The 25,928-nt window shown below is 56.9% G+C and carries 23 protein-coding genes and 1 pseudogene; 22 read left to right on the top strand and 2 right to left on the bottom strand.

The features are described 5' to 3' along the window. Window positions 1-46: 46 nt before the first annotated feature. The 14 genes and pseudogenes from ccoG to rplA all read left to right on the top strand — a co-directional run bounded on the left by ccoG (window position 47) and on the right by rplA (window position 9,479). Window positions 47-1,474 carry a cytochrome c oxidase accessory protein CcoG gene (ccoG, locus tag AC2FJ5_RS12290; RefSeq protein ID WP_496706749.1) on the top strand — a complete coding sequence of 476 codons (1,428 nt, stop codon included), beginning with the start codon at window positions 47-49 and terminating at the stop codon, window positions 1,472-1,474. Between the two features lie 2 nt (window positions 1,475-1,476). Further along, window positions 1,477-1,935: a FixH family protein gene (locus tag AC2FJ5_RS12285; protein ID WP_281973106.1), complete on the top strand. Its 459-nt coding sequence runs from the start codon at window positions 1,477-1,479 to the stop codon at window positions 1,933-1,935. 3 nt (window positions 1,936-1,938) lie between these two features. Next, a complete protein-coding gene (locus AC2FJ5_RS12280; protein WP_496793515.1) occupies window positions 1,939-4,116 on the top strand; it encodes a heavy metal translocating P-type ATPase in 2,178 nt (725 codons plus the stop codon). A gap of 5 nt (window positions 4,117-4,121) precedes the next feature. Beyond that, the gene (ccoS, locus tag AC2FJ5_RS12275; protein WP_142636927.1) at window positions 4,122-4,280 is read left to right on the top strand and encodes a cbb3-type cytochrome oxidase assembly protein CcoS; all 159 of its coding nucleotides are present in this window, start codon (window positions 4,122-4,124) and stop codon (window positions 4,278-4,280) included. Between the two features lie 70 nt (window positions 4,281-4,350). Next, complete coding sequence (secE, locus tag AC2FJ5_RS12270; RefSeq protein WP_142636925.1) at window positions 4,351-4,548, top strand: preprotein translocase subunit SecE; 198 nt, start codon at window positions 4,351-4,353, stop codon at window positions 4,546-4,548. 201 nt (window positions 4,549-4,749) lie between these two features. Beyond that, window positions 4,750-5,283 carry a transcription termination/antitermination protein NusG gene (nusG, locus tag AC2FJ5_RS12265; protein WP_142637254.1) on the top strand — a complete coding sequence of 178 codons (534 nt, stop codon included), beginning with the start codon at window positions 4,750-4,752 and terminating at the stop codon, window positions 5,281-5,283. A gap of 207 nt (window positions 5,284-5,490) precedes the next feature. Next, window positions 5,491-6,276 carry a phosphodiesterase gene (locus AC2FJ5_RS12260; RefSeq protein ID WP_496793514.1) on the top strand — a complete coding sequence of 262 codons (786 nt, stop codon included), beginning with the start codon at window positions 5,491-5,493 and terminating at the stop codon, window positions 6,274-6,276. Window positions 6,277-6,279: 3 nt separating this feature from the next. Continuing rightward, on the top strand, window positions 6,280-7,143 hold the full coding sequence (locus AC2FJ5_RS12255) for an EamA family transporter (RefSeq protein ID WP_496793513.1): 864 nt from the start codon (window positions 6,280-6,282) through the stop codon (window positions 7,141-7,143). Window positions 7,144-7,209: 66 nt separating this feature from the next. Continuing rightward, window positions 7,210-7,329, top strand: a pseudogene (locus AC2FJ5_RS12250) (transcription termination/antitermination protein NusG); the annotation flags it as partial. Between the two features lie 158 nt (window positions 7,330-7,487). Then, window positions 7,488-7,826, top strand: coding sequence for a hypothetical protein (locus AC2FJ5_RS12245; RefSeq protein ID WP_496793512.1), 339 nt, complete (start codon window positions 7,488-7,490; stop codon window positions 7,824-7,826). Continuing rightward, window positions 7,733-8,035: an excalibur calcium-binding domain-containing protein gene (locus AC2FJ5_RS12240; protein WP_496793614.1), complete on the top strand. Its 303-nt coding sequence runs from the start codon at window positions 7,733-7,735 to the stop codon at window positions 8,033-8,035. Before AC2FJ5_RS12245 ends, AC2FJ5_RS12240 begins: the two co-directional genes overlap by 94 nt. A 55-nt stretch (window positions 8,036-8,090) precedes the next feature. Then, a complete protein-coding gene (locus AC2FJ5_RS12235) occupies window positions 8,091-8,357 on the top strand; it encodes a hypothetical protein (protein ID WP_496702620.1) in 267 nt (88 codons plus the stop codon). Further along, window positions 8,330-8,779: a 50S ribosomal protein L11 gene (gene rplK / locus AC2FJ5_RS12230; protein ID WP_085823307.1), complete on the top strand. Its 450-nt coding sequence runs from the start codon at window positions 8,330-8,332 to the stop codon at window positions 8,777-8,779. The genes AC2FJ5_RS12235 and rplK overlap by 28 nt, the downstream gene beginning before the upstream one ends. 1 nt (window position 8,780) lies before the next feature. Beyond that, window positions 8,781-9,479: a 50S ribosomal protein L1 gene (gene rplA / locus AC2FJ5_RS12225; RefSeq protein WP_142636917.1), complete on the top strand. Its 699-nt coding sequence runs from the start codon at window positions 8,781-8,783 to the stop codon at window positions 9,477-9,479. A gap of 70 nt (window positions 9,480-9,549) precedes the next feature. Here rplA and AC2FJ5_RS12220 read toward each other — a convergent pair whose 3' ends face one another. Then, a complete protein-coding gene (locus AC2FJ5_RS12220; RefSeq protein WP_496793511.1) occupies window positions 9,550-10,509 on the bottom strand; it encodes a phosphotransferase in 960 nt (319 codons plus the stop codon). A 401-nt stretch (window positions 10,510-10,910) separates the two neighbouring features. Between AC2FJ5_RS12220 and rplJ the strand changes: the two genes are divergently transcribed. From rplJ to AC2FJ5_RS12195, 5 genes are all read left to right on the top strand, one after another. Next, the gene (gene rplJ, locus AC2FJ5_RS12215) at window positions 10,911-11,429 is read left to right on the top strand and encodes a 50S ribosomal protein L10 (RefSeq protein WP_142636913.1); all 519 of its coding nucleotides are present in this window, start codon (window positions 10,911-10,913) and stop codon (window positions 11,427-11,429) included. A 79-nt stretch (window positions 11,430-11,508) separates the two neighbouring features. Further along, entirely contained in the window at window positions 11,509-11,883 is a 375-nt protein-coding gene (rplL, locus tag AC2FJ5_RS12210; RefSeq protein WP_142636911.1) for a 50S ribosomal protein L7/L12, read from the top strand. 250 nt (window positions 11,884-12,133) lie between these two features. Next, a complete protein-coding gene (rpoB, locus tag AC2FJ5_RS12205; protein ID WP_271949830.1) occupies window positions 12,134-16,267 on the top strand; it encodes a DNA-directed RNA polymerase subunit beta in 4,134 nt (1,377 codons plus the stop codon). 49 nt (window positions 16,268-16,316) lie between these two features. Beyond that, window positions 16,317-20,558: a DNA-directed RNA polymerase subunit beta' gene (rpoC, locus tag AC2FJ5_RS12200; protein ID WP_271949832.1), complete on the top strand. Its 4,242-nt coding sequence runs from the start codon at window positions 16,317-16,319 to the stop codon at window positions 20,556-20,558. A 174-nt stretch (window positions 20,559-20,732) separates the two neighbouring features. Then, window positions 20,733-21,620 (top strand): DMT family transporter, encoded by an 888-nt coding sequence (locus AC2FJ5_RS12195; RefSeq protein WP_496793509.1) that lies wholly within the window; start codon window positions 20,733-20,735, stop codon window positions 21,618-21,620. On the opposite strand, the gene AC2FJ5_RS12190 is transcribed toward AC2FJ5_RS12195, so the two are convergent. Further along, window positions 21,605-22,411, bottom strand: coding sequence for a putative rhamnosyl transferase (locus tag AC2FJ5_RS12190; RefSeq protein ID WP_496793508.1), 807 nt, complete (start codon window positions 22,409-22,411; stop codon window positions 21,605-21,607). The two genes, AC2FJ5_RS12195 and AC2FJ5_RS12190, sit on opposite strands and share 16 nt — an antisense overlap. A 386-nt stretch (window positions 22,412-22,797) precedes the next feature. Here AC2FJ5_RS12190 and rpsL point away from each other — a divergent pair, with 386 nt between their 5' ends. Genes rpsL through fusA form a run of 3 tightly spaced genes read left to right on the top strand, consistent with a single transcriptional unit; the run spans window position 22,798 to window position 25,791 of the window. Further along, entirely contained in the window at window positions 22,798-23,169 is a 372-nt protein-coding gene (gene rpsL, locus AC2FJ5_RS12185) for a 30S ribosomal protein S12 (RefSeq protein WP_005621086.1), read from the top strand. Between the two features lie 15 nt (window positions 23,170-23,184). Continuing rightward, the gene (gene rpsG / locus AC2FJ5_RS12180; RefSeq protein ID WP_008756926.1) at window positions 23,185-23,655 is read left to right on the top strand and encodes a 30S ribosomal protein S7; all 471 of its coding nucleotides are present in this window, start codon (window positions 23,185-23,187) and stop codon (window positions 23,653-23,655) included. 18 nt (window positions 23,656-23,673) lie between these two features. Continuing rightward, window positions 23,674-25,791: an elongation factor G gene (fusA, locus tag AC2FJ5_RS12175; RefSeq protein ID WP_496692464.1), complete on the top strand. Its 2,118-nt coding sequence runs from the start codon at window positions 23,674-23,676 to the stop codon at window positions 25,789-25,791. The last annotated feature ends 137 nt before the right edge of the window (window positions 25,792-25,928 follow it).

Below are 25,928 nucleotides of genomic sequence, written 5' to 3'. Positions count from 1 at the left end.
GATCTGGAAGAAGACGCCGTAGAACAGCTACATCTGGAGCCAGCCCGTGAGCGATTCCGACCCCGCCCCCAGCCTATACGCAGCGCGCGAACCGATCTTTCCCCGCCGCGTGTCCGGCCCGTTTCGCAACCTGAAATGGTTCATCATGGCGGTAACGCTGGGGATCTATTACGTCACACCCTGGATCAGATGGGATCGCGGTCCCAGCCTTCCGGACCAGGCGGTGCTGCTGGATCTGGCCAACCGGCGCTTTTACTTTTTCTGGATCGAGATCTGGCCGCACGAGTTCTATTTCGTGGCCGGGTTGCTGATCATGGCCGGTCTGGGCCTGTTTCTGTTTACATCGGCGCTGGGGCGCGTGTGGTGCGGCTATGCCTGCCCGCAGACCGTCTGGACTGATTTGTATATCTTGGTCGAGCGCTGGATCGAAGGTGATCGAAACGCCCGTCTGCGCCTGCATCGTCAGAAAAAGATGGATTTCCACAAAGCAAGGCTGCGCGTCACCAAATGGGTCGCCTGGCTGTTTATTGGTCTGGCAACGGGTGGTGCGTGGGTGTTCTATTTCGCTGATGCGCCAACGCTGGTCCGTGATCTAGTGACCGGAAATGCACATCCGGTCGCCTATACAACCATATTGATCCTGACGGGGACGACCTTTTTGTTCGGTGGGTTCGCACGCGAGCAGATCTGTATTTACGCCTGTCCCTGGCCGCGCATTCAGGCCGCGATGATGGACGAGGATACTCTGGTGGTTGGGTATCGCGAATGGCGCGGTGAACCGCGCGGCAAAGGCAAGCGGACCGCGGATTCCGATCTTGGGGACTGCATTGATTGCATGGCCTGTGTGAATGTCTGCCCTGTCGGTATCGACATCCGCGACGGTCAGCAGCTTGAATGTATCACCTGTGCGCTGTGCATCGACGCCTGCGATGACATGATGGCCAAAATTGGCAAGCCGCGTGGCTTGATCGACTACATGGCGTTGAGCGACGAATCGAGTGAACGCGCCGGTGATCCGCCCAAGAATGTCTGGAAACACATCCTGCGGCCTCGGACCATCATGTATACGGGTATGTGGTCTGCGGTTGGCTTCGCGCTTTTGTTCGCCCTGTTCATCCGGTCTGACATTGATCTGACCGTAGCGCCGGTGCGAAACCCGACATTTGTAACCCTTTCTGACGGCACTATTCGTAACACTTATGATGTACGACTGCGGAACAAACATGGCGAGGACCGCCCATTCCAACTGACCCTGTCCGGTGATCCGGCCCTGAAGATACAGATCGAGGGGGTTGAAGGTGAGACTGTCAATGTGACGGCGGACACGGCACAGTTGACCCGTGTTTACATCGTCGCATCGGGCGACACCGGGCCAGCAACTTTGGATACGACGCCGGTCCGCATCTGGGTCGAAGACCTGCAGAGCGGTGAGCGCGCCTATAAGGACACCACGTTTAACGGACGAGGGAACTGAACATGGCTGAACGTAAATTCACCGGCAAACATGCGCTGGCTGTGTTCGTTGCATCCTTTGGCGTGATCATCACGGTGAACCTGGTTCTGGCCTATAGCGCGGTGAAGACCTTTCCGGGGCTCGAGGTCAAGAATTCCTATGTCGCCAGCCAGGAATTCAACGAACGCCTGAAGGAACATCAGGCGCTGGGCTGGTTTATCCGCGCCGAGATGTCGGGCGGCTTGCTGATCCTGCATATAACCGATCAGACGGGCGCACCGGTCAAGGTGGCTGACCTGCAGGCCGTTGTGGGCCGCGCGACCCATGTCAAAGATGATTTTGCTCCTGATTTCACATTCGACGGGACTGCATATGCGACTCCGGCATCGCTGGGTCCGGGCAACTGGAACATTCGGCTGGTTGCCAAAGATCACAGCGGGGCCGAGTTTGCACAGCGCGTGCCGCTTTATGTGAAGGGCTAGGGGATGTCTGCGCAGATGTCCTCTGGCACCGCAGCTTGCCCCGGCTGTATCGCCGCCCCGGCAGAGCCCGCAAGGCCGATCCCGCAGGATGTGCAGATCGCGCTGTCATTGCCGGGAATTCACTGCTCGGCCTGTATTGCCACGGTCGAGCGTGAATTGAATGCCCAGCCCGGGGTCGAGGACGCGCGCGTGAACCTGACCTTGAAACGCGCGATGGTCAAAGCCGCGCCCGATCTGCGGGCCGCCGATCTGATCCCGGTGCTTGAACGCGTAGGCTTTGAGGCGCACGAGCTGGACCCTGGATCCCTGTCTGCCACGCAGTCCGACAAAGCTGGTCGCGACCTGTTGATGCGGTTGGCGGTGGCTGGTTTTGCCTCGATGAATGTAATGTTGCTGTCTGTCTCTGTCTGGTCAGGGGCAACCGATGCAACGCGCGACATGTTCCACTGGATTTCGGCAGCGATTGCTTTGCCTGCGATCGCGTTTTCGGCGCAGCCCTTCTTTGCCAATGCCTGGAGCGCCTTGCGCGTCGGTCGCCTGAATATGGATGTGCCGATCGTGTTGGCAATCCTGTTGGCATTGGCCACATCGCTGTGGGAAACCGCGCTGAGTGGTGAGCACGCCTATTTTGACGCCGCCCTGACCCTGACGTTCTTTCTGCTGGCCGGTCGCTATCTGGATTACCGTACCCGCGCCGCCGCCCGATCCGCAGCCGAGGAGTTGACCGCGTTGGAAGTTCCGCGCGCGATCAGGCTGGCCGATGGTCAAGAAGTTGAGGTGCCCGTCGCAACGCTGAGCGTGGGTGATCTGATCCTGGTACGTCCCGGAGGCCGAATGCCGGTGGATGGCGAAATCGTTTCCGGGCAATCCGAGCTCGACCGATCGCTGCTGACGGGTGAAACCTTGCCGGTATTTGCGGAAACCGGTCTGACGGTCAGTGCTGGCGAGGTAAATTTAACGGGTCCATTGACCGTACGGGCGACAGCCGTGGGTGAGGATACCTCGCTGCACCGCATGGCCGATCTTGTGGCCATCGCGGAATCTGGGCGGTCGCGTTATACTTCGCTGGCGGATAAGGCAGCCAAGCTTTATGCACCGGGCGTGCATATCCTGTCGGCGCTGAGCTTTCTGGGCTGGTATATCTATTCCGGCGATATCCGCACCGCGCTGAATATCGCAGCAGCGGTGCTGATCATCACCTGCCCCTGTGCGCTGGGTCTGGCCGTACCGGCGGTGACGACGGCGGCCTCGGGCCGGTTGTTCCGCAAGGGGATGCTGATCAAACACGCCACAGCGCTGGAACGCCTCGCCGAGGTGGATACGGTTGTGTTCGACAAGACGGGAACACTGACCTCGGGAACGCCGGAGCTGACCAATCTTGCGGATCATGCGCCCGGCGATCTGGAAATTGCACTGGCACTGGCCGAGGCCTCGTCGCACCCGCTCTCTGTTGCGCTGGCGCAGGCTGCCCGTCAAGCGGGGGTCACGCCTGCAAATGTAGAGGGGATCTCTGAAGTTCCGGGGTACGGCACCGAAGGCATCTTTCAGGACCATCCCGTGCGTCTGGGACGCGCCGAATGGACCGGTGGGCAAGAGGCTGAACAAACTGCGGCCTGGCTGTCGTTAGCAGGGCGGGCGCCTTCAGTGTTCTTGTTCTCGGACACATTGCGCGCCGGTGCGGCTGAGGCGGTTCAGGCGTTTCGCGATGAGGGGAAAAAGGTCATTTTGATCTCGGGCGATACGCAAGGCGCGGTTGAGGCGCTGGCCGGTAAGCTGGGGATTGAGACATGGATTGCGCAGGCCCTGCCGCAGGACAAGGCAACCCATGTGCAAAGCCTGCGGGATCAAGGCTGCCACGTCCTGATGGTTGGTGACGGGCTGAACGACACGGCGGCGCTGGCCGCGGCGCATGTGTCGATTTCACCGGCCTCGGCGCTAGATGCTGCGCGCGTGGCATCCGATATCGTGCTGTTGGGTAACGACCTGTCGCCGATTGCGGGTGCCTGCGATACCGCGGTTAAGGCAACGAAACGGATTCGCGAGAACTTCCGTATTGCAACCATCTATAATATCATTGCAGTGCCACTGGCGGTTGCGGGCCTAGCCACGCCGCTGATCGCGGCATTGGCAATGTCGACCTCGTCCATTACCGTTTCTCTGAACGCGCTGCGGCTAAGGTGATCTGAATGGAAGTTCTGGCCTATCTCATACCGATTTCCCTGCTTTTGGGAGGGGTTGGCCTGTTTGCGTTCATCTATACCGTTCGGTCGAACCAGTATGACGACCCTGAAGGCGATGCGCGCCGCATTCTAAGCGACGAATGGGACGATAAGCCCAAGCCCTGACGGCCCCCTTGAAATTGCCTCAATGCCCGGTTATGTCCGGCCCATCCGCTAGCAGAGAGAACAAAGCCAAATGGCAACTATGAATCCGATCCAGTTTATTCAGCAGGTCCGTGCCGAGGTTTCAAAGGTCGTCTGGCCAACCCGCCGCGAGGTGTTGCTGACCACGGTCATGGTGTTCATCATGGCAGCACTGACGGCTGTGTTCTTTGCGCTGGTCGATCTTGGTATTCGTGGTGGCCTGCAGCTGATTCTGGGCATGTTCGGTTAAACCGGGCCGGGCAGGTCGGAAACGTCGCTGCCCCCTTGCACAGCTTGCGATGTCAGAGTAGGTGACGCGGTACTATTCGGAATGGGCGTGCGGCGATTCGGGCTGTGCGCCGCTTTTTATTCCGGGTGACGCGACAGATTTTCAATAACGGCTTTTCCGGTACATGGAATGCAGCCGAAGGCAAACAAGGACGACAGGTTCATGGCGAAACGGTGGTACTCGGTCAGCGTTCTTTCGAATTTCGAAAAGAAGATCGCAGAGCAGATCCGCACGTCGGTGGCCGAGCAGGGCCTTGAGGATGACATTGACGAAGTTCTGGTGCCCACCGAAGAGGTGATCGAAGTGCGCCGGGGCAAGAAAGTCACAACCGAACGTCGCTTTATGCCGGGTTACGTGCTGGTACATATGGAAATGTCGGATCAAGGGTATCACCTGGTCAACTCGATCAACCGGGTCACTGGTTTTCTGGGTCCGCAAGGCCGCCCGATGCCGATGCGCGATGCCGAGGTGAACCAGATCCTCAACCGTGTCCAGGAGGGCGAAGAAGCGCCCAAGCTGATGATCTCGTTCGAAATTGGCGAGAAGGTCAAGGTGAATGACGGTCCGTTCGAAGATTTCGACGGCATGGTCGAAGGTGTGGATGACGATAACCAGAAGCTGAAGGTTTCGGTCTCGATCTTTGGTCGGGAAACCCCGGTCGAGCTGGACTTCACTCAGGTCACCAAGCAAAGCTAATTTCCAATTAGCGAAATTTGACAACGCCGCGTTGCCCTGGGCACTGCGGCGTTTCTTGTTTTGGAGCCTTCAGCCCGTTATCAGACCCGGGCAAATCAGGGCGGAACTGATCTGTCGAAATCGGGATAATCTTTGTCGTAACCAATCGGGATGGGACCCGGCCGCCTGGCATATTTGGACAACCATGTAAGGCAAGTGGGCAGGTAGATGAAATTCATACATATCACAGATATCCACCTTGTTGACCAAGACGGGCACCTGAATGGTGGCGTTCCTTCGACCCAATTTGCCCGTTGCCTTGAGGATATCGCCAAATGGCATTCGGATGCAGCGTTTTGCGTGATATCCGGCGACCTGGCCGAGTTTGGAAGGGCTGAAGCCTATCAGGTGCTCAAGTCACATCTGGACGGTTTCCCGCTTCCTTGTCACCTGATGATCGGCAACCATGATGATCGTAAGGTTTTCAGAACGGTCTTTACGGATGACCCTGTGGATTCAAATGGCTTTGTTCAGCAAAGCATCGAGACCGACGCGGGAAAGTTTATCTTTCTGGATACGACAAAAGACGGTGCGGATATGCATGAAGGCCAGCTGTGCACCTTGCGCTTGAATTGGCTGAAAGAACAGCTGATCTCGGCGGGGGATAAGCCCTGCTATTTGTTCATGCACCACCCGCCTTTTGACATCGGCATTCCCTATGTGGACGACATCCGCCTGGTCGAAGCCGAAGTGTTTTTTGAAACACTCGGTCACGGGCGTAACATTCGCCACGTCTTCTATGGGCATGTCCATCGTATGACCTATGTGAACTGGCGTGGCATCCCGTTCACCAGCCTGCCCAGCCTCAATCACCAAATCCCTCTGACTGCCGACAGTGTTGACGGGGAATTCTGTGATGAACCGCCAGCCTATGGTGTTGTGCAGATCGCGGACGACCAGATGACTGTGCACTATAACACCTTTCTGCAGCGCAATCCGCTTCATCAGACCTGAGATATGGAACTTGGCCTGATTGTTCTTGTTCTGATTTCGGCGGCGACACATCCGCTGCGGGATCTGTTGTTGAAAGACACGGCGCATCCGGTGTCCTGTTATGTCGGTGTAGCGCTGACCTGGGTCATTCTTGCGGCGCTTCACGCTCGACTGGTTGGCCAGCCCCTGACCCTCAGCCGCGAGGTCTGGCCTCTGGTGCTGGTTTCTTCCCTAGGGTTGAGTTTTTATTACTATGGCACGCTTTCGGCCCTGCGCCGGGGCAACCTTTCGGTGTATTATCCGATCATCCGGTCCTCGCCGATTGCCATCGTTGCCTTTAGCTGGCTTGCGCTGGATCAACAGTATTCGTGGCTCATCCTTGTGGGGATTTCGCTGGTCCTGATGGGCAGCCTGATGATCCAGAAATCGCCGGGCGGGTTGCTGCATGATCACAAGGCTTTTGCGCTGGCTGTCATGGCGATGTTGGGCTCGGCCGCCTATTCGCTGAGCGATGCGAGCGCTATGCAAAAAACAACCCCCGCGCCTTTCCTGTTCTACTGTTATATCCTGGTGACATTGACCCTTGCCGGCATCCGGGCCTGGGAAGATCGCCATATGTCGACCCCATTTCTGGGCGTGGTACGAGGCTGGACACACGCCCCGTGGCGGATCGTATTCGCAGGGATTGCATCCTATCTATCTTATCTTTTTATCCTGAGAGCTTTCCAGTTAGGCGCCGAGGCCGCTCCTGTCAGCGCAGTCCGGCAGGCCTCGATTCCGGTATCCGTAGTCCTTGCCGCGCTCGTCCTGAAAGAGCCGCGCTTTCTTCACCGCATCGGCTGGGCCTGCCTGATCGCGCTTGGGATATTGGCAATCACACAGTCCTGATTAGCCTTTGCGCGACAACTGGCAAGCAAGGCAGAGTTGCACCAGGTTTTCTACATCACTCGGCGAGGTGGCGAAGCGCCCAAACTGATGATCTCGTTCGAAATCGGCGAGAAGGTCACGGCCTATTCTGGTCCATTCGTGGATTTTGACGGGATGGTCGAGGGCGTGGATGACCAGAGGCAGGAGGCATAATTTATTCGGTGGATTTTGAGGGGCCGCATTGCCCTAGCCAGTGCGGCATCTTGGCTGGCTGAACGTTTACATTGATGATCTGGGTTGGTACATAACTGCCCTATTGATTTGACCGAATGTTTTTTCCGAAAAGTGACCACAAGGCGTTTTTCATGCGTGCGTTCATCTATTTTGTTTTCTTGATTTTGGCTGCGTGTACCGCTGATGTTTTGTCACCCGAAGTGTTGTCCTCGAAAGTAGCGCGCGCATCGTCCGCAGAGCTGTGTTCCGCATATCGGCTCCCAAGTACGACATTGCGGGGGAAACTGATGATCGAAGCAGAGCTGGCTGCTCGAAAAGTAAACCAATGTGGTTATAGCAATTATGGTCAGTACAGCCTGTCTACAGCTGGGACCAAATCTACGAGCGACCGTTTTCATCCGAGGCAGCAGGGGGTGACTATGATTGTGATGACTTTCCGAATGGCGCAGCAGCGCAAAGGTTCTTCTTAGCGTCTGGTGGACCTCTATCTGATCCACATAATTTGGATCTTGATGGCGATGGTCTCGCGTGTGAGTGGGGTGCTCAGATCAGGAAAGTATCTTCGTACCGCCGACCGGTTGCCAGCATTAGGCGCGTGACCTCACGATGCTACACGGGTCCAAGAGGCGGAACCTACACAATCACGGCGAGTGGAAACAAGAACTATGGCGGCTGCTAAGTTGCTCTGATAGCCCGCAAGGTTGTGCATGTAGCCTGTGCAATATCATTGGGCGATGACAGATGCTGTTTTGCTGTTGCTTAGCTTTGGAGCGAGGGTCAGTTTGGGTTCGATGTGGCTGCTTCAGGCCGTGATTCAAACCCTTGCCAATACTTCCGTTCCCCTGTACATGCCGCCTCTATCGTCTTTGGGCGAGATTCTCTCGTGGGAGATTACCGGGATCGCGATCCCGGATCGAACCACGCAACATAATCTGGGTGAAACGCGTTTCACCTTAGTTGAAAGGAAAACCAAATGGCCAAGAAGCTTGCTGGTACAATGAAACTGCAGGTTCCTGCAGGTCAGGCGAACCCGTCGCCGCCAGTTGGTCCGGCGCTGGGTCAGCGCGGCATCAACATCATGGAATTCTGCAAGGCGTTCAACGCCAAGACCGCAGACATGGAGCAAGGCGCGCCTTGCCCGACCGTGATCACCTATTATCAGGACAAGTCCTTCACCATGGACATCAAGACGCCGCCTGCGTCTTATTACCTGAAAAAAGCAGCTGGCCTGAAGCCGGTTGGCAAGCGTAACCGCCCCCGTGGCGCGGAAAACCCAGGTCGTGAGACTGTGGCATCCGTGACCTCGAAGCAGGTTCGTGAAATCGCCGAAGCAAAAATGAAAGATCTCAACGCCAACGACGTCGAAGGCGCAATGCAGATCATCCTGGGCTCGGCCCGCTCTATGGGCATCGAGGTGAAGTAAGATGGCAAAACTCGGTAAACGTACCCGCGCTGCGCGCGAAGCTGTCGCTGGCAAGGAAAACCTGTCGGTCGAAGAAGCAGTTGCCCTGGTCAAAGCCAACGCAACTTCGAAATTCGATGAGACCATCGAAATCGCTCTGAACCTGGGCGTTGACACCCGTCACGCGGACCAGATGGTTCGTGGCGTTGTTGGCCTGCCGAATGGCACCGGTAAAACAATGCGCGTTGCTGTATTCGCTCGTGGCCCCAAGGCTGACGAAGCGAAAGAAGCAGGCGCGGATATCATTGGTGCAGAAGACCTGATGGAAACCATTCAGGGCGGCACCATTGAATTCGATCGTTGCATAGCAACCCCGGACATGATGCCCATCGTTGGTCGTCTTGGAAAAGTTCTGGGCCCCCGCAACCTGATGCCGAACCCCAAGGTTGGCACTGTGACCATGGACGTGAAAGCGGCCGTAGAAGCAGCCAAAGGCGGCGAAGTTCAGTTCAAAGCTGAAAAAGGCGGCGTTGTGCACGCTGGTGTTGGCAAAGCGTCCTTCGACGAAGCCAAACTGGCAGAAAACGTTCGTGCATTTGTGACCGCTGTTGCCAAAGCCAAGCCAACAGGCGCCAAAGGCACTTACATGAAGAAAATCGCGCTGAGCTCGACCATGGGCCCAGGCGTGACTCTGGATGTGGCTGCTGCTGCGGGCGAGTAAGCCCCTAGCTTACAGCTAAAATGATTAGACCCGAACGGTGAAGGCTGTTCGGGTCTTTCTTTTTCAGCCCTCACTCATACACGGCTTGCAGGCGCAGGTTCAGGCGGTCTCTGCGAAAGCTCTCGTATTCGCTGCAGGATCTGTCCAATCGCCATAAGTCCAGCCAATCCATCACCAGACGTGCGCGCATGCACATTTCCAGAACGTCCATCTGAATTGGATGGCGATATTTGCGAAAGAACATGTCTTTGTTTTTTTTCAGGATGCCGCTTTGATCAACCTGATCATCAGTGCCATCGCGAAAGATATCGGATTTCAGAAAGTCGACGATATCGTAAACTGCCAGCTTTTCGCGTGCTTCGGTAAAATCCAGACCGATCATCTCACCTTGCCCGACGATCAGGTTTTGGCTGTGAAAATCTCCGTGCGCATGGATCAGCAGGTCAGGGATGCCCTTTAGCTGTGAGGCCTCATGGGTCAGATGCTGGACCATCTTCTGCCCCCAAGGCTGCACTGTATCCGGGACAAGGCCTAGCAAAGCCTGAAGCCTGTCGATCATCCAGCTGGGGCGGAAACTATAGGGTTTGCCGGGCTGAAAGCTGTGCAGGTCGTTCAGCCACGATCCGGCACGGCGATAGATGCGGCCGATCTGGTCGTCATCCGGGCTGTTATGGATCAGATCCGCAGCGGTGGGGCGGTCAATAAACTGCGTCACAAAAAACGCCTCACCCGGTGATATGTAAACCGGGTCGACAACCCCCGCAGATTCGTATCGCCCAAAATGGGCGGTCAGCTTTCCGAGCATGTCAAACTCATCGCGCAAACGTCCTGTCCCGGGCGATTCCGTATCGACCTTTAGGGCATAGTCCCGGCGCGCACCCCGGACCCTGAGCACTATACGCGAGCCCGCAAAATCATGAGAACGATAGACGCATTCGAAACCCGCCGGTCCATCCTCGGGCGTTTGATCCAGGAACTCCTGAACAAAGCCGCGCGCGCGTTCGTATTCGTCTGTGGTGAGGGTCAGCATTCAGGGATGGATACCTAAGAAGAAAGGGGCTTAACCAGACTGGACCTCAGCGCATGGAACATGTCAATCTAGGACACTGTTCCGGTGCCAGCTGCGCTGCTCGATCATTTCCGGTTTCTGCCCAATTTACCCCTTGGAAACCCGGCGTAACTGCCATAAAGAGAGCTGCGAAGTAAAGCGTGCGATTCGTCGTGCGCTTTATTTTGTTTCGTCCAAGACGGTGGGTGGTGTCATCTGGCCCCTTAATTCCCTGCCTGAGACGGGTAAGACCAAAGAATTCTGAGGGCTTCGATCCTCGGGCGAATTTTGGCTAATCCCGTAACAACGGACCTGAACGCCGGAGCGTAAGCTGCGGCAAATATGAGCCGGGGTGAGATATCATCCCTAACTTGGAGAAAACTGTGGATAGAGCCCAGAAAGAGAAAGTGGTCGACGAGCTCGGCCAAATCTTCGAAAGCTCTGGCGTCGTAGTGGTTGCACACTACGCCGGTCTGACAGTTGCCGAGATGCAGGACCTTCGCGCACGTGCTCGTGACGCGGGTGGTGCCGTGCGTGTTGCCAAGAACAGGCTCGCCAAAATCGCCCTCGACGGAAAGCCATGTGAAAGCATTGCCGACCTGCTGACGGGGATGACCGTTCTGACCTATTCTGAGGACCCTGTGGCAGCAGCCAAAGTGGCCCAGGACTACGCCAAAGAGAACCAAAAGTTCGAAATTCTTGGCGGTGCAATGGGTGAGAACGCTCTGGATCGTGCCGGCGTTGAAGCCGTGTCCAAAATGCCTTCGCGCGAGGAGCTTATTGCTACTATCGCGGGCATGCTGGGCGCACCTGCTTCGAACATCGCTGGCGCAATTGGCGCACCTGCAAGCAACATCGCAAGCATCCTTTCCACCATCGAAGAGAAGGCGGAAGCTGCGTAAGCGGTTGGCACTGAATGATCTGCGTAGGGTAGTCACCCTGACGTTGGAACACACACTGTAAACGGAAAGAGCTGATAAAATGGCTGATCTGAAAGCACTCGCAGAAAGCATCGTGGGTCTGACCCTGCTGGAAGCACAAGAACTGAAAACCATCCTCAAAGACGAATATGGCATCGAGCCCGCAGCTGGCGGCGCGGTTGTCATGGCAGCCGGTGGCGACGCCGGTGGCGCAGCTGAGGAAGAAAAAACCGAATTCGACGTCGTTCTGAAGAATGCCGGCGCTTCGAAAATCAACGTGATCAAAGAAGTTCGCGGCATCACAGGTCTGGGCCTGAAAGAAGCCAAAGAGCTGGTCGAAGCTGGCGGCAAGATCAAAGAAGCTGTGTCGAAAGACGAAGCCGAAGACATCAAAGGCAAGCTGGAAGCAGCTGGCGCCGAGGTCGAACTGGCCTAAGTCAGTCTTTTGGTGCATCGCAGATGCGCCGGAAATTTGGCTGGTCCCGGAGAAATCCGGGTCCAGCCGAACCTGTCTTAGAAAGGACCTCATGGATTGGGGTGTTTTCTAAGACGCGGTTCATGGATCGGGAGGCCGCCATTCGGGACGGTGGCCACGAATTGATCCGGACGTGTTGTCTCTAATGTGCAAGGCACCGGGGCCCGACGGTGTCTTTGTCCGCTGAGAACATCGAAAGGTGACATCTGACATGGCTCAATCGTTCCTTGGCCAGAAACGTCTTCGGAAATATTACGGCAAAATCCGCGAAGTGCTGGAGATGCCGAACCTCATTGAGGTGCAAAAATCTTCTTATGATCTATTCCTGCGCTCCGGCGATGCAGATGTGCCGACAGACGGCGAAGGCATCAAAGGCGTGTTCCAGTCGGTTTTCCCGATCAAGGATTTCAACGAAACCTCCGTTCTGGAGTTCGTGAAATACGATTTGGAAAAACCCAAATACGACGTCGAAGAGTGCATGCAGCGCGACATGACCTACAGCGCGCCGCTGAAAGTCACTCTGCGTCTGATCGTGTTTGATGTCGACGAGGACACTGGCGCCAAGTCGGTCAAAGACATCAAGGAACAGGACGTGTTCATGGGGGATATGCCCCTGATGACACCAAACGGGACGTTCATTGTGAACGGTACCGAGCGTGTGATCGTGTCCCAAATGCACCGTTCGCCCGGTGTGTTCTTTGACCACGACAAGGGCAAGACCCATTCCTCGGGCAAGCTGTTGTTTGCCTGCCGCATCATCCCGTATCGCGGCAGCTGGCTGGACTTTGAGTTCGACGCCAAGGACATCGTGTTCGCCCGTATCGACCGTCGCCGCAAACTGCCTGTGACAACCCTGCTGTATGCGCTGGGTCTGGATCAAGAAGCGATCATGGACGCCTATTACAACACGGTGTCGTACAAGCTGGACAAGAAGAAGGGCTGGATTGCACCGTTCTTCCCCGAGCGTGCACGCGGTACGCGTCCGACCTATGACCTGATCGACGCCAAATCCGGTGAAGTGATTGCCGAAGCGGGCAAGAAAGTCACCCCGCGCGCGGTCAAGAAGCTGATCGATGAAGGCAACGTCACCGAGCTGTTGGTTCCGTTCGATCACATCGTCGGGAAGTTTGTCGCCAAGGACATCATCAACGAAGAAACCGGCGCGATCTATGTCGAAGCTGGTGATGAGCTGACGCTGGAATACGACAAAGACGGAGAGCTGATCGGAGGCACCGCGAAAGAGCTGATCGACGCGGGCGTCACCGATATTCCGGTTCTGGATATCGACAACATCAATGTCGGCCCCTACATGCGTAACACCATGGCGGCAGACAAGAACATGGGCCGCGACACAGCGCTGATGGACATCTATCGCGTCATGCGCCCGGGTGAGCCGCCCACCGTCGAAGCGGCCTCGGCGCTGTTCGAAACGCTGTTCTTTGACAGCGAGCGCTATGACCTGTCCGCCGTTGGCCGTGTAAAGATGAACATGCGTCTGGCTCTGGATGCGCCCGATACGCTGCGCACCCTGCGCCGCGAAGACATCGTGGCCTGCATCAAGGCTCTGGTTGAACTGCGTGACGGCAAAGGGGACATCGACGATATCGACCACCTCGGCAACCGTCGTGTGCGTTCAGTCGGCGAACTGATGGAAAACCAGTACCGCGTTGGCCTGCTGCGCATGGAGCGCGCGATCAAAGAGCGTATGTCGTCGGTCGAGATCGACACAGTCATGCCGCAGGACCTGATCAATGCGAAACCGGCTGCTGCTGCTGTCCGCGAATTCTTCGGTTCGTCGCAGCTGTCGCAGTTCATGGACCAGACCAACCCGCTGTCGGAAGTCACCCACAAACGCCGTCTCTCGGCGCTTGGCCCCGGTGGTCTGACACGCGAGCGTGCGGGCTTTGAGGTGCGCGACGTTCATCCGACACACTATGGCCGGATGTGCCCGATTGAAACGCCGGAAGGCCCGAACATCGGTCTGATCAACTCGCTGGCCACCTTTGCCCGTGTGAACAAGTATGGCTTCATCGAAACACCGTACCGCGTCGTCAAAGACGCTGAGGTGACTGATGAGGTTCACTACATGTCCGCGACCGAGGAAATGCGTCACACAGTGGCACAGGCGAACGCGACACTGGATACGGATGGCAAGTTCATCAACGATCTGGTTTCGACCCGCCAGTCAGGTGACTACACTCTGGCCCCGCGCGAGAATGTGGACCTGATCGACGTCAGCCCAAAACAGCTGGTATCGGTTGCTGCATCGCTGATCCCGTTCCTTGAAAATGACGACGCCAACCGCGCTCTGATGGGCTCGAACATGCAACGTCAGGCGGTTCCACTGCTGCGGGCCGAGGCGCCGCTGATTGGCACCGGGATCGAGGAAAAGGTTGCGATTGACTCAGGCGCTGCAATTCAGGCGAAACGCGCCGGTATCATCGACCAGGTCGATGCCCAGCGTATCGTTATCCGCGCGACTGAGGATCTGGAACTGGGCGACGCTGGCGTTGACATCTATCGTCTGCGCAAATTCCAGCGGTCGAACCAGAACACCTGCATCAACCAGCGTCCGCTGATCAAGGTGGGTGACACCGTCCAGAAGGGCGAGGTCATTGCCGATGGTCCGTCGACTGATATGGGTGAACTGGCCCTGGGTAAGAACGTGGTCGTCGCGTTCATGCCGTGGAACGGTTACAACTACGAAGACTCGATTCTGATCTCGGAACGTATTGCGCGTGACGACGTCTTTACCTCGGTCCATATCGAGGAATTTGAAGTCGCCGCCCGTGACACCAAGCTGGGTCCGGAAGAGATCACCCGCGACATTCCGAACGTCGGTGAAGAAGCGCTGCGCAACCTCGACGAGGCGGGCATCGTTTACATCGGCGCGGATGTTGAACCGGGCGATATTCTGGTCGGCAAGATCACTCCGAAGGGCGAAAGCCCGATGACCCCGGAAGAAAAGCTGCTGCGCGCCATCTTTGGCGAAAAAGCATCTGACGTGCGCGACACTTCGCTGCGCGTGAAGCCGGGCGATTACGGTACGGTCGTTGAGGTCCGCGTCTTCAACCGTCACGGCGTCGAGAAAGACGAGCGTGCGCTGCAGATCGAGCGGGAAGAAGTCGAACGTCTGGCCCGTGACCGGGACGATGAGCTGGCGATCCTGGACCGCAACATCTATGCGCGCCTGCAAGGCCTGATCATGGGTAAAACCGCGGTCAAAGGCCCGAAAGGCGTCAAGCCAGGGTCGGTGATCACCGAGGACCTGTTGGAAACCCTGACCCGTGGTCAGTGGTGGCAGCTGGCGCTGGAAGATGAGCAGGACGCACAGATCGTTGAGGCTCTGAATGAGCAGTACGAAGTGCAAAAGCGTGCTCTGGACGCCCGTTTCGAAGACAAGGTCGAGAAGGTTCGTCGCGGCGACGACCTGCCGCCGGGTGTGATGAAGATGGTCAAAGTCTTCATCGCCGTGAAGCGCAAGCTGCAGCCGGGCGATAAGATGGCCGGTCGTCACGGGAACAAAGGTGTAATTTCCAAGGTTGTTCCGATGGAAGACATGCCGTTCCTGGCCGATGGTACACCGGTTGACTTCTGTCTGAACCCGCTAGGTGTTCCTTCGCGTATGAACGTTGGTCAGATCCTTGAAACCCACATGGGTTGGGCCGCGCGCGGTCTGGGTCTGAACATCGACGACGCGCTGGGTGAATATCGCCGCTCTGGCGACCTTACCCCGGTTCGCGAAGCAATGAAGCTGGCCTATGGCGACGATGTCTATGAAGAAGGCATCACTGGCATGGACGAGGGTCACCTGATCGAGGCTGCGGGCAACGTGACCCGTGGTGTTCCGATCGCGACTCCGGTCTTTGATGGCGCCAAAGAGGCAGACGTCAATGACGCTCTGGTGCGCGCGGGCTTCTCGCAAAGCGGTCAGTCGGTTCTGTTCGACGGTCGTACGGGTGAGCAGTTTGCACGTCCGGTGACCGTGGGTATCAAGTACCTGCTGAAACTGCACCACCTTGTGGATGACAAAATCCACGCGCGTTCAACCGGGCCGTACAGCCTGGTTACCCAGCAGCCGCTGGGTGGTAAGGCGCAGTTCGGTGGTCAGCGCTTTGGTGAGATGGAAGTCTGGGCTCTGGAAGCTTATGGCGCCGCCTACACCCTGCAGGAAATGCTCACCGTGAAATCGGATGACGTCGCCGGCCGGACCAAAGTGTACGAGTCGATCGTCAAGGGCGAGGATAACTTTGAAGCGGGCGTACCGGAATCGTTTAACGTTCTGGTGAAAGAAGTCCGTGGCCTCGGCCTGAATATGGAACTCCTGGATGCGGAGGAAGAGTAGGGGCGGCAACGCCCCAAACTCATCCCATCCCAATTTGTAAGGACGCAAAATGAACCAGGAAATTACCAATAACCCGTTCAACCCGCTGACGCCGCCTAAGGTCTTTGACGAGATCAAGGTCTCATTGGCCAGCCCGGAACGGATCCTCTCTTGGTCTTATGGCGAGATCAAGAAACCCGAGACCATCAACTACCGGACGTTCAAACCCGAACGTGACGGTCTGTTCTGCGCGCGTATCTTTGGCCCGATCAAAGATTACGAATGTCTGTGCGGTAAATATAAGCGGATGAAATATCGCGGCGTTGTCTGCGAGAAATGCGGTGTGGAAGTCACCCTGCAGAAAGTCCGCCGCGAGCGTATGGGTCATATCGAGCTGGCCGCGCCCGTCGCACACATTTGGTTCCTGAAATCGCTGCCGTCCCGCATCGGTCTGATGCTGGACATGACGCTGCGCGATCTGGAACGCGTTCTGTACTTTGAAAACTATGTCGTCATCGAGCCCGGTCTGACCGACCTCTCCTATGGTCAGATGCTGACCGAAGAAGAGTTCATGGACGCGCAGGATGCCTATGGCATGGACGCGTTCACCGCGAACATCGGTGCCGAAGCTATCCGTGAGATGCTGGCCCAGATCGATCTGGAAGCCGAAGCCGAACAGCTGCGTGCTGATCTGGCCGAAGCAACTGGTGAACTGAAGCCCAAGAAGATCATCAAGCGTCTGAAGGTTGTTGAATCCTTCCTTGAGTCGGGCAACCGGCCTGAGTGGATGGTGATGACCGTGATCCCGGTGATTCCGCCGGAACTGCGTCCGCTGGTTCCGCTGGATGGTGGCCGTTTCGCGACCTCGGATCTGAACGATCTGTATCGCCGCGTCATCAACCGGAACAACCGTCTGAAGCGTCTGATCGAACTGCGCGCACCTGATATCATCGTCCGCAACGAAAAGCGGATGCTGCAGGAATCCGTCGATGCTCTGTTCGACAATGGCCGTCGTGGTCGCGTGATCACTGGTGCCAATAAGCGTCCACTGAAATCGCTTTCGGACATGCTGAAGGGTAAGCAGGGTCGCTTCCGTCAAAACCTTCTTGGTAAGCGCGTCGACTTCTCGGGCCGTTCGGTCATCGTGACCGGTCCGGAACTCAAGCTGCACCAGTGTGGTCTGCCCAAAAAGATGGCGCTGGAACTGTTCAAGCCGTTCATCTATTCGCGCCTTGAAGCCAAGGGTCTGTCTTCGACCGTGAAACAGGCGAAGAAACTGGTCGAGAAAGAGCGTCCCGAAGTGTGGGATATCCTCGACGAGGTGATCCGCGAACACCCTGTCATGCTGAACCGTGCGCCAACACTGCACCGTCTTGGCATTCAGGCGTTTGAACCGGTTCTGATCGAAGGTAAAGCCATCCAGCTGCACCCGTTGGTCTGTTCGGCCTTTAACGCCGACTTCGACGGGGACCAGATGGCCGTTCACGTGCCGCTGAGCCTTGAGGCCCAGCTGGAAGCCCGCGTTCTGATGATGTCGACAAACAACGTTCTGTCGCCAGCAAACGGCGCGCCGATCATCGTTCCGTCGCAGGATATGATCCTGGGTCTGTACTATGTGACGCTGGAACGCGAAGGTATGCCAGGCGAAGGCAAGGTCTTTGGCTCGATCGACGAAGTTCAGCACGCGCTGGACGCCGGTGAAGTGCATCTGCACACTAAGATCACTGCGCGGATTACTCAGATCGACAGTGAAGGCAATGAAGTTCAACAGCGGTTTGAAACCACTCCGGGCCGAGTGCGCCTGGGTGCTCTGCTGCCGATGAACAACAAGGCGCCGTTCGAACTGGTCAACCGTTTGCTGCGGAAGAAAGAAGTGCAGCAAGTGATCGACACCGTCTACCGTTACTGCGGTCAGAAAGAGTCGGTCATCTTCTGTGACCAGATCATGTCGATGGGCTTCAAGGAAGCGTTCCGCGCCGGTATCTCGTTCGGTAAGGACGACATGGTGATCCCGGATGACAAATGGGGCATCGTGGATGAAACCCGTAGTCAGGTGAAGGATTTTGAACAGCAGTACATGGACGGCCTGATCACTCAGGGTGAAAAGTACAACAAAGTTGTTGATGCTTGGTCGAAGTGTAACGATCGTGTAACCGAAGCGATGATGAGCACGATCTCTTCTTCGGATCGGGCAGAGGACGGGTCTGAAAAGGAACCGAACTCGGTCTACATGATGGCCCACTCGGGCGCGCGTGGCTCGGTGACTCAGATGAAACAGCTGGGCGGTATGCGCGGCCTGATGGCCAAACCAAACGGTGACATCATCGAGACGCCGATCATCTCGAACTTCAAGGAAGGTCTGACCGTTCTTGAATACTTCAACTCGACTCACGGCGCCCGTAAGGGTCTGTCGGATACCGCTCTGAAAACGGCGAACTCGGGTTACCTGACCCGTCGTCTGGTGGACGTGGCACAGGACTGCATCGTGCGTGAGCTCGATTGTGGAACCGAGCGCGCGATCACTGCGGAAGCCGCGGTAAACGACGGTGAAGTTGTTGCTTCGCTAGCCGAACGTGTGCTGGGCCGTGTCTCTGCCGATGACGTTCTGCGTCCCGGCACCGATGAGGTTCTGGTCGCAGCGGGTCAGTTGATCGACGAACGTATGGCCGACATCATTGATGAGGCCGCTGTTGCGTCTATGCGCATCCGTTCGCCTCTGACCTGTGAGTCCGAGGAAGGCGTCTGTGCAACCTGCTACGGTCGTGACCTTGCACGCGGTACTATGGTCAACACGGGTGAGGCTGTCGGCATTATCGCCGCCCAGTCCATCGGTGAACCCGGTACGCAGCTGACAATGCGGACCTTCCACATCGGTGGTGTTGCGCAAGGTGGTCAGCAGTCGTTCCAGGAAGCCAGCCACGACGGTGTCGTTTCGTTCGAGAACCCGCAGATCCTGGTCAATTCCGCGGGCGAAAGCCTGGTCATGGGCCGGAACATGAAGATGGTGATCAAAGACGAACATGGCGAAGAGCGTGCCAACCACAAGTTGGGTTATGGCTCGAAGCTGTTCGTCAAGGATGGCACCAAGGTGAACCGTGGCGACAAGCTGTTCGAATGGGATCCTTACACCCTGCCGATCATCGCCGAAAAGTCCGGTACCGCGAAATATGTTGATCTGGTTTCGGGCATTGCTGTCCGCGACGTGACCGACGATGCAACCGGTATGACCCAGAAGATCGTGATCGACTGGCGCGCGGCCCCCAAAGGCAGCGACCTCAAGCCTGAGATCATTCTGGTTGGCGAAGATGGCGAACCAGTCCGTAACGATGCGGGCAACCCGGTTCACTATCCGATGTCGGTGGACGCGATCCTGTCGATCGAAGACGGTCAGCAGATCGAAGCTGGTGAAGTTGTCGCGCGTATCCCGCGTGAAGGTGCCAAGACCAAGGACATCACCGGTGGTCTGCCGCGTGTTGCCGAACTGTTCGAAGCCCGTCGCCCGAAAGATCACGCGATCATCGCAGAAGCCGATGGTTACGTGCGCTTTGGTCGCGACTACAAGAACAAGCGTCGCATCAGCATCGAACCGGCTGACGAGTCCATGGAGACCATCGAGTATATGGTGCCCAAGGGTAAGCACATCCCGGTTGCAGAAGGCGACTTCATCCAGAAGGGTGAATACCTGATGGACGGTAACCCGGCCCCGCATGACATCCTGTCCATCATGGGTGTCGAAGCGCTGGCGGATTACATGATCGACGAAGTGCAGGATGTTTATCGTCTGCAGGGCGTGAAGATCAACGACAAGCACATCGAAGTGATCGTGCGCCAGATGCTGCAGAAGTGGGAGATCCTGGATTCAGGTGACACCACCCTGCTGAAAGGCGAACATGTCGACAAGCAGGAGTTCGACGCGGCCAACGAGAAGACCCTCGCCCGCGGTGGACGTCCGGCTCAGGGCGAGCCGATCCTCTTGGGGATTACCAAAGCCTCGCTGCAGACGCGTTCGTTCATCTCGGCGGCGTCGTTCCAGGAAACCACACGGGTTCTGACCGAGGCTTCGGTTCAGGGCAAGAAAGACAAGCTGGTTGGCCTGAAAGAGAACGTCATCGTCGGTCGTCTAATCCCTGCCGGTACCGGTGGCGCAACGCAAAGCGTACAGCGCGTCGCGCAGTCGCGTGACAACGTTGTCATCGAAGCCCGCCGGGAAGAGGCCGAAGCCGCCGCTGCTCTGGCTGCGCCGATGATGGATGACGATATGGTCGGGGATGAGCTGGATGTTCTGGTGGAAACACCGGAAAGCCGCGAATAAGCGATCCTACATTCCAAAGATCAGGCCCCGCGATTTCGCGGGGCCTTTTCATTTCAGGCTCGGGTGGGGCGCTGCATGAAGCGCCATTGGAAATGTCATGCTAGTAGAGCATTGGCGGGCGGAGCCATATTGACATCTCTTTCTTGAACGCCGCCAAATGCACTTCGTGGCCAAATGCGGAGTTCAAAAAGAGTGACGCCGAATTTCAGGGGTGCTTTGCTGATGATGGGCAGCATGGCTGCCTTCACCATCAATGACACTTTGATCAAGGCCGCCGGAGCCCAGATACCGCTGTTTCAGATGGTTGCCATCCGCGGGGTTTTGGCGACCATTCTGGTGTATCTTCTGGCACGGTACTATGGGGCGTTGCATCTGAACTTTCCGCGGCATGACAAGTGGTTGGTCGCGGCACGTTGTCTCGCCGAATTGTTGGCGACAATTTTCTTTTTGGTCGCGCTGCTTCATATGCCGTTGGCAAACGTGACTGCCATTCTGCTGGCCTTGCCATTAACCGTAACACTTGGAGCCGCGTTGTTTTTTCAAGAGTATATCGGTTGGCGTCGGATTCTTGCCATCGTTTTCGGGTTCGCCGGTATGTTGCTGATCGTTCGCCCGGGCACGGATGGTTTCAGCATCTACGCGATATATGCTTTGATCGCAGTTGCTTCGGTAACTGCCCGGGATTTGATTACGCGACGCATGTCGGTGCATGTGCCATCACTTGCAGTAACGCTGGCAACAACCGCGACGATTACATTGACGGCGGTTCTTGTCACCTCTGTCTCGGGCTGGGTTCCGGTTCCGGCAGCCGCCGGTTCGATGGTAGCGTTTGCTGCGGTCTTTGTTCTGACAGGATATTTGTTCAGCGTCATTGTCATGCGCGCTGGTGAGATCGGCTTTATCGCGCCGTTTCGTTATTCCAGTCTGATCTGGGCGTTGGGTTTGGGCTGGGCCGTATTTGGGGACTGGCCCGACAGGATTACGATGGCGGGCGCGGCGCTGGTGGTTGGGGCCGGGATGTTCACGCTGTTTCGCGAACGAACCCGTCAGCCCGCCGAATGAATGCGGCGAACGGCGTCCTGATCGATGGCAAACCGTGCGATGAACTCGCCTTCTTGCTCGGGCGTTAGGGGGGACAGCTCGGCCTTGCTGTTGCGCGCGTGCGGGGAATCGTTGAACTGGTTCAAAGTACGGACCCACATTGGCGCATCCGGATAGCTGATAACGGGCATGAAGTTCCCGATCCGATGGTGGCCGAAATTCATGATCGTCAGCTCACACCCACCGGCGGAGTACATCGCAAAGCCCACCCCCAACAAAGGTTGATACACCTGTGCGGCCCGAATACCGCCCGCATCGAAACGGGCCAGGAACCCCTGATTGTAGTCAATCGCAACGGTTCTGTGGTTCCGCATTAAGCCCTGACCCTCATCTGCGGCGATGCGCAAGCGCTCAACGAAATCGACCGAAACCGCATCGTCGTCGTCATGGCGGAATTGGATGCAGGGGGCGGCCGGGTCAATGCGCGCGGAATTCAGAACCTCTTTCATCAGCCTGCGATGCCGCTTCGGTTCGCGCGCGATGATCTGCACCTGCGGCATGTCGGCCGTTAAATCGTGAAGACGTTCGCGTGCCGCGTTTGGCAGGCATGTCCCGATCACGATGAGAAACTGAAAATCCTCGTCGGTTTGTTCCTTTATGCAGGGCAGAGAGGTGGTTTCAAACAGGCGGAACCGCTCTTCCAGCCGGTCAGGCTGATACAGATAGGCGCGTCGGTCCTCGATCGTTTCATGCTCGACCTGAAAACCGCCATGGGCAGGATAGGAAAAACGACACAGGCCAAGTATTTGCATGATTCATCCGTGGTCCAGATCAATGGGTTGACTATGCCTGCAGGGACGTGTTCCTGCAACGGGCGGTGCGGATGGATGTGCTTGAGTTTCAGCGCGAACCAGCCCGATGCGGATCAGATCAGCTGTGCTGTTGACACTGGCGCCGACTCCCCCTATTACGCGCCACATCTCGGTACCGGGGGCCGCCCCAAATCCGATTTCAGTAATGAACTGGTCAAGGCCCGAACTCTTTTATCGTTCGCGCCCTCTGATAACAAACCGCGACGTTCACCTCGGAATGGGAACGCTCGCGGGTTTTGCGCTTGTGGACGCACGAACGCAGCGAATTTAACCGCACGCATCACGCGTGCATGTCATGTGTGTTGCAAAACGGGGATATAACCGGAATGCCAACGATCCAACAGCTGATCCGCAAGCCGCGGCAGCCGAAAGTAAAACGCTCGAAGTCCATGCACCTGGAGCAGTGCCCGCAGAAACGCGGCGTCTGCACACGTGTTTACACAACCACACCGAAAAAGCCGAACTCGGCGATGCGTAAGGTTGCCAAGGTGCGCCTGACAAACGGGTTCGAGGTCATCTCGTACATCCCCGGTGAAAGCCACAACCTGCAGGAACACTCGGTTGTTCTGATCCGTGGCGGTCGTGTAAAAGACCTTCCCGGTGTCCGGTACCACATCCTGCGCGGTGTTCTGGATACCCAAGGCGTCAAAGACCGTAAGCAACGTCGTTCGAAGTACGGCGCGAAGCGTCCCAAATAAGAAGGAGAGGCTGATATGTCACGTCGTCACGCCGCCGAAAAACGCGAAGTCCTGCCTGACGCCAAATTTGGCGACAAGGTACTGACCAAATTCATGAACAACCTGATGATCGACGGTAAAAAGTCGGTTGCAGAGCGCATCGTCTACAACGCATTTGACCGCGTTGAAGGCAAGATCAAGCGCGCACCTGTCGAAGTGTTCCACGAAGCACTCGACAACATCAAACCGTCGGTCGAGGTTCGCTCGCGCCGGGTTGGTGGTGCAACTTATCAGGTTCCGGTCGAAGTGCGCCCTGAGCGCCGCGAAGCACTGGCCATCCGCTGGCTGATCACTGCTGCGCGTGGCCGTAACGAAAACACCATGGAAGAACGCCTCGCCGGCGAACTGCTGGACGCCGTACAGTCCCGCGGTACCGCCGTTAAGAAGCGTGAAGACACCCACAAGATGGCCGAGGCGAACAAAGCCTTCAGCCACTACCGTTGGTAATTCCAGAGGCTTATTGAAATGGCACGCGAATATACACTCAACCATTACCGTAACTTCGGTATCATGGCGCATATTGATGCGGGTAAGACGACCTGCTCGGAACGCATCCTGTACTACACCGGCAAATCCCACAACATCGGTGAGGTGCACGACGGTGCAGCCACCATGGACTGGATGGAGCAGGAGCAGGAACGCGGAATCACTATCACTTCGGCTGCGACCACCACTTTCTGGGAACGCACTGAAGACGGTGAAACTGCTGACTCGCCCAAGCACCGCCTGAACATCATCGACACCCCCGGCCACGTTGACTTCACCATTGAAGTTGAGCGTTCGCTGGCGGTTCTCGACGGTGCCGTCTGCGTTCTTGACGCAAACGCCGGTGTTGAACCTCAGACCGAAACCGTGTGGCGTCAGGCTGACCGCTATAAGGTTCCACGGATGGTGTTCGTCAACAAGATGGACAAGATCGGCGCGGACTTCTTCAACTGCGTTGCAATGATCGAAGACCGTACCGGCGCACGCGCTGTTCCGGTTGGTATTCCGATCGGCGCAGAGACCGAGTTGGAAGGCCTGATCGACCTGGTCACCATGGAAGAATGGCTGTGGCAGGGCGAAGACCTGGGCGCAAGCTGGGTCAAAGCACCGATCCGCGACAGCCTGAAGGACATGGCTGACGAATGGCGCGGTAAAATGGTCGAAGCGGCCGTCGAAATGGACGACGACGCGATGATGGAATACCTGGAAGGCAATGAGCCCGACGTTCCGACCCTGCGCGCCCTGTTGCGCAAAGGTACTCTGGAAATCGCGTTTGTTCCGGTTCTGGGTGGTTCGGCGTTCAAAAACAAAGGTGTTCAGCCACTGCTGAACGCTGTGATCGACTATCTGCCCAGCCCGCTGGACGTTGTCGATTACATGGGCTTCAAACCCGGTGACGAAGAAGAAACCCGTAACATCGCCCGCCGTGCGGATGATGATATGGCGTTCTCGGGTCTGGCGTTCAAAATCATGAACGACCCCTTTGTTGGCTCGCTGACCTTTACCCGCATCTACTCGGGCACTCTGTCCAAGGGCGACACGCTTCTGAACTCGACCAAGGGTAAGAAAGAGCGTATCGGCCGGATGATGATGATGCACTCGAACGAACGTGAGGAAATCACCGAAGCGTTCGCGGGCGACATCATTGCGCTGGCAGGTCTGAAAGACACCACCACGGGCGACACTCTGTGTTCGACCGGCGATCCGGTGGTTCTGGAAACCATGACCTTCCCCGATCCGGTGATCGAGATCGCGGTTGAGCCGAAAACCAAGGCTGACCAGGAAAAAATGAGCCAGGGTCTGGGCCGTTTGGCCGCCGAAGACCCGTCCTTCCGTGTGGAAACTGATCTGGAATCGGGTCAGACCATCATGAAGGGCATGGGCGAACTTCACCTGGACATCCTGATTGACCGTCTCAAGCGTGAATTCAAGGTTGAAGCGAATATTGGTGCGCCGCAGGTGGCCTATCGCGAAACCATCGGTCACGAAGCCGAGATCGTTTACACCCACAAGAAACAGTCGGGTGGTTCGGGTCAGTTCGCTGAGGTGAAGATGATCATCACACCGACAGAGCCGGGCGAAGGTTATTCGTTCGAATCTCGTGTTGTTGGTGGTTCGGTGCCCAAGGAATACATCCCGGGCGTTGAAAAAGGCATCAGATCCGTCATGGATAGCGGCCCGCTGGCTGGCTTCCCCGTGATCGACTTCAAGGTTGCCCTGATCGAAGGTAAATACCACGACGTGGACTCTTCGGTTCTCGCCTTTGAGATCGCGGCGCGTATGGGTATGCGTGAAGGCATGCGCAAAGCGGGTGCGAAACTGCTTGAGCCGATCATGAAGGTCGAAGTGATCACTCCGGAAGAATATACCGGCGGTATCATTGGTGACCTGACATCGCGTCGGGGACAGGTTTCTGGGCAGGAAAACCGTGGCAACGCCATCGCGATTGACGCGTTTGTGCCGCTGGCCAACATGTTCGGTTACATCAACACTCTGCGTTCGATGTCGTCGGGCCGCGCCCAGTTCACCATGCAGTTCGACCACTACGATCCGGTTCCGCAGAACATCTCGGACGAGATCCAGGCGAAATACGCATAAGCGAAGATTTGAGGGAGCTCGATTAGCGGGCTCCCTTCATTACCGATAAAGGAGGCCATCATGGCAAAGGAAAAGTTTGAGCGTAATAAGCCGCACGTCAACATTGGCACGATTGGGCACGTTGACCACGGCAAGAC

It is taken from the genome of Ruegeria sp. CDSA221, from assembly GCF_059611825.1.
The sequence above is the reverse complement of the archived record's forward strand: the minus strand, read 5'-3'. Positions and strand labels throughout refer to the sequence as shown.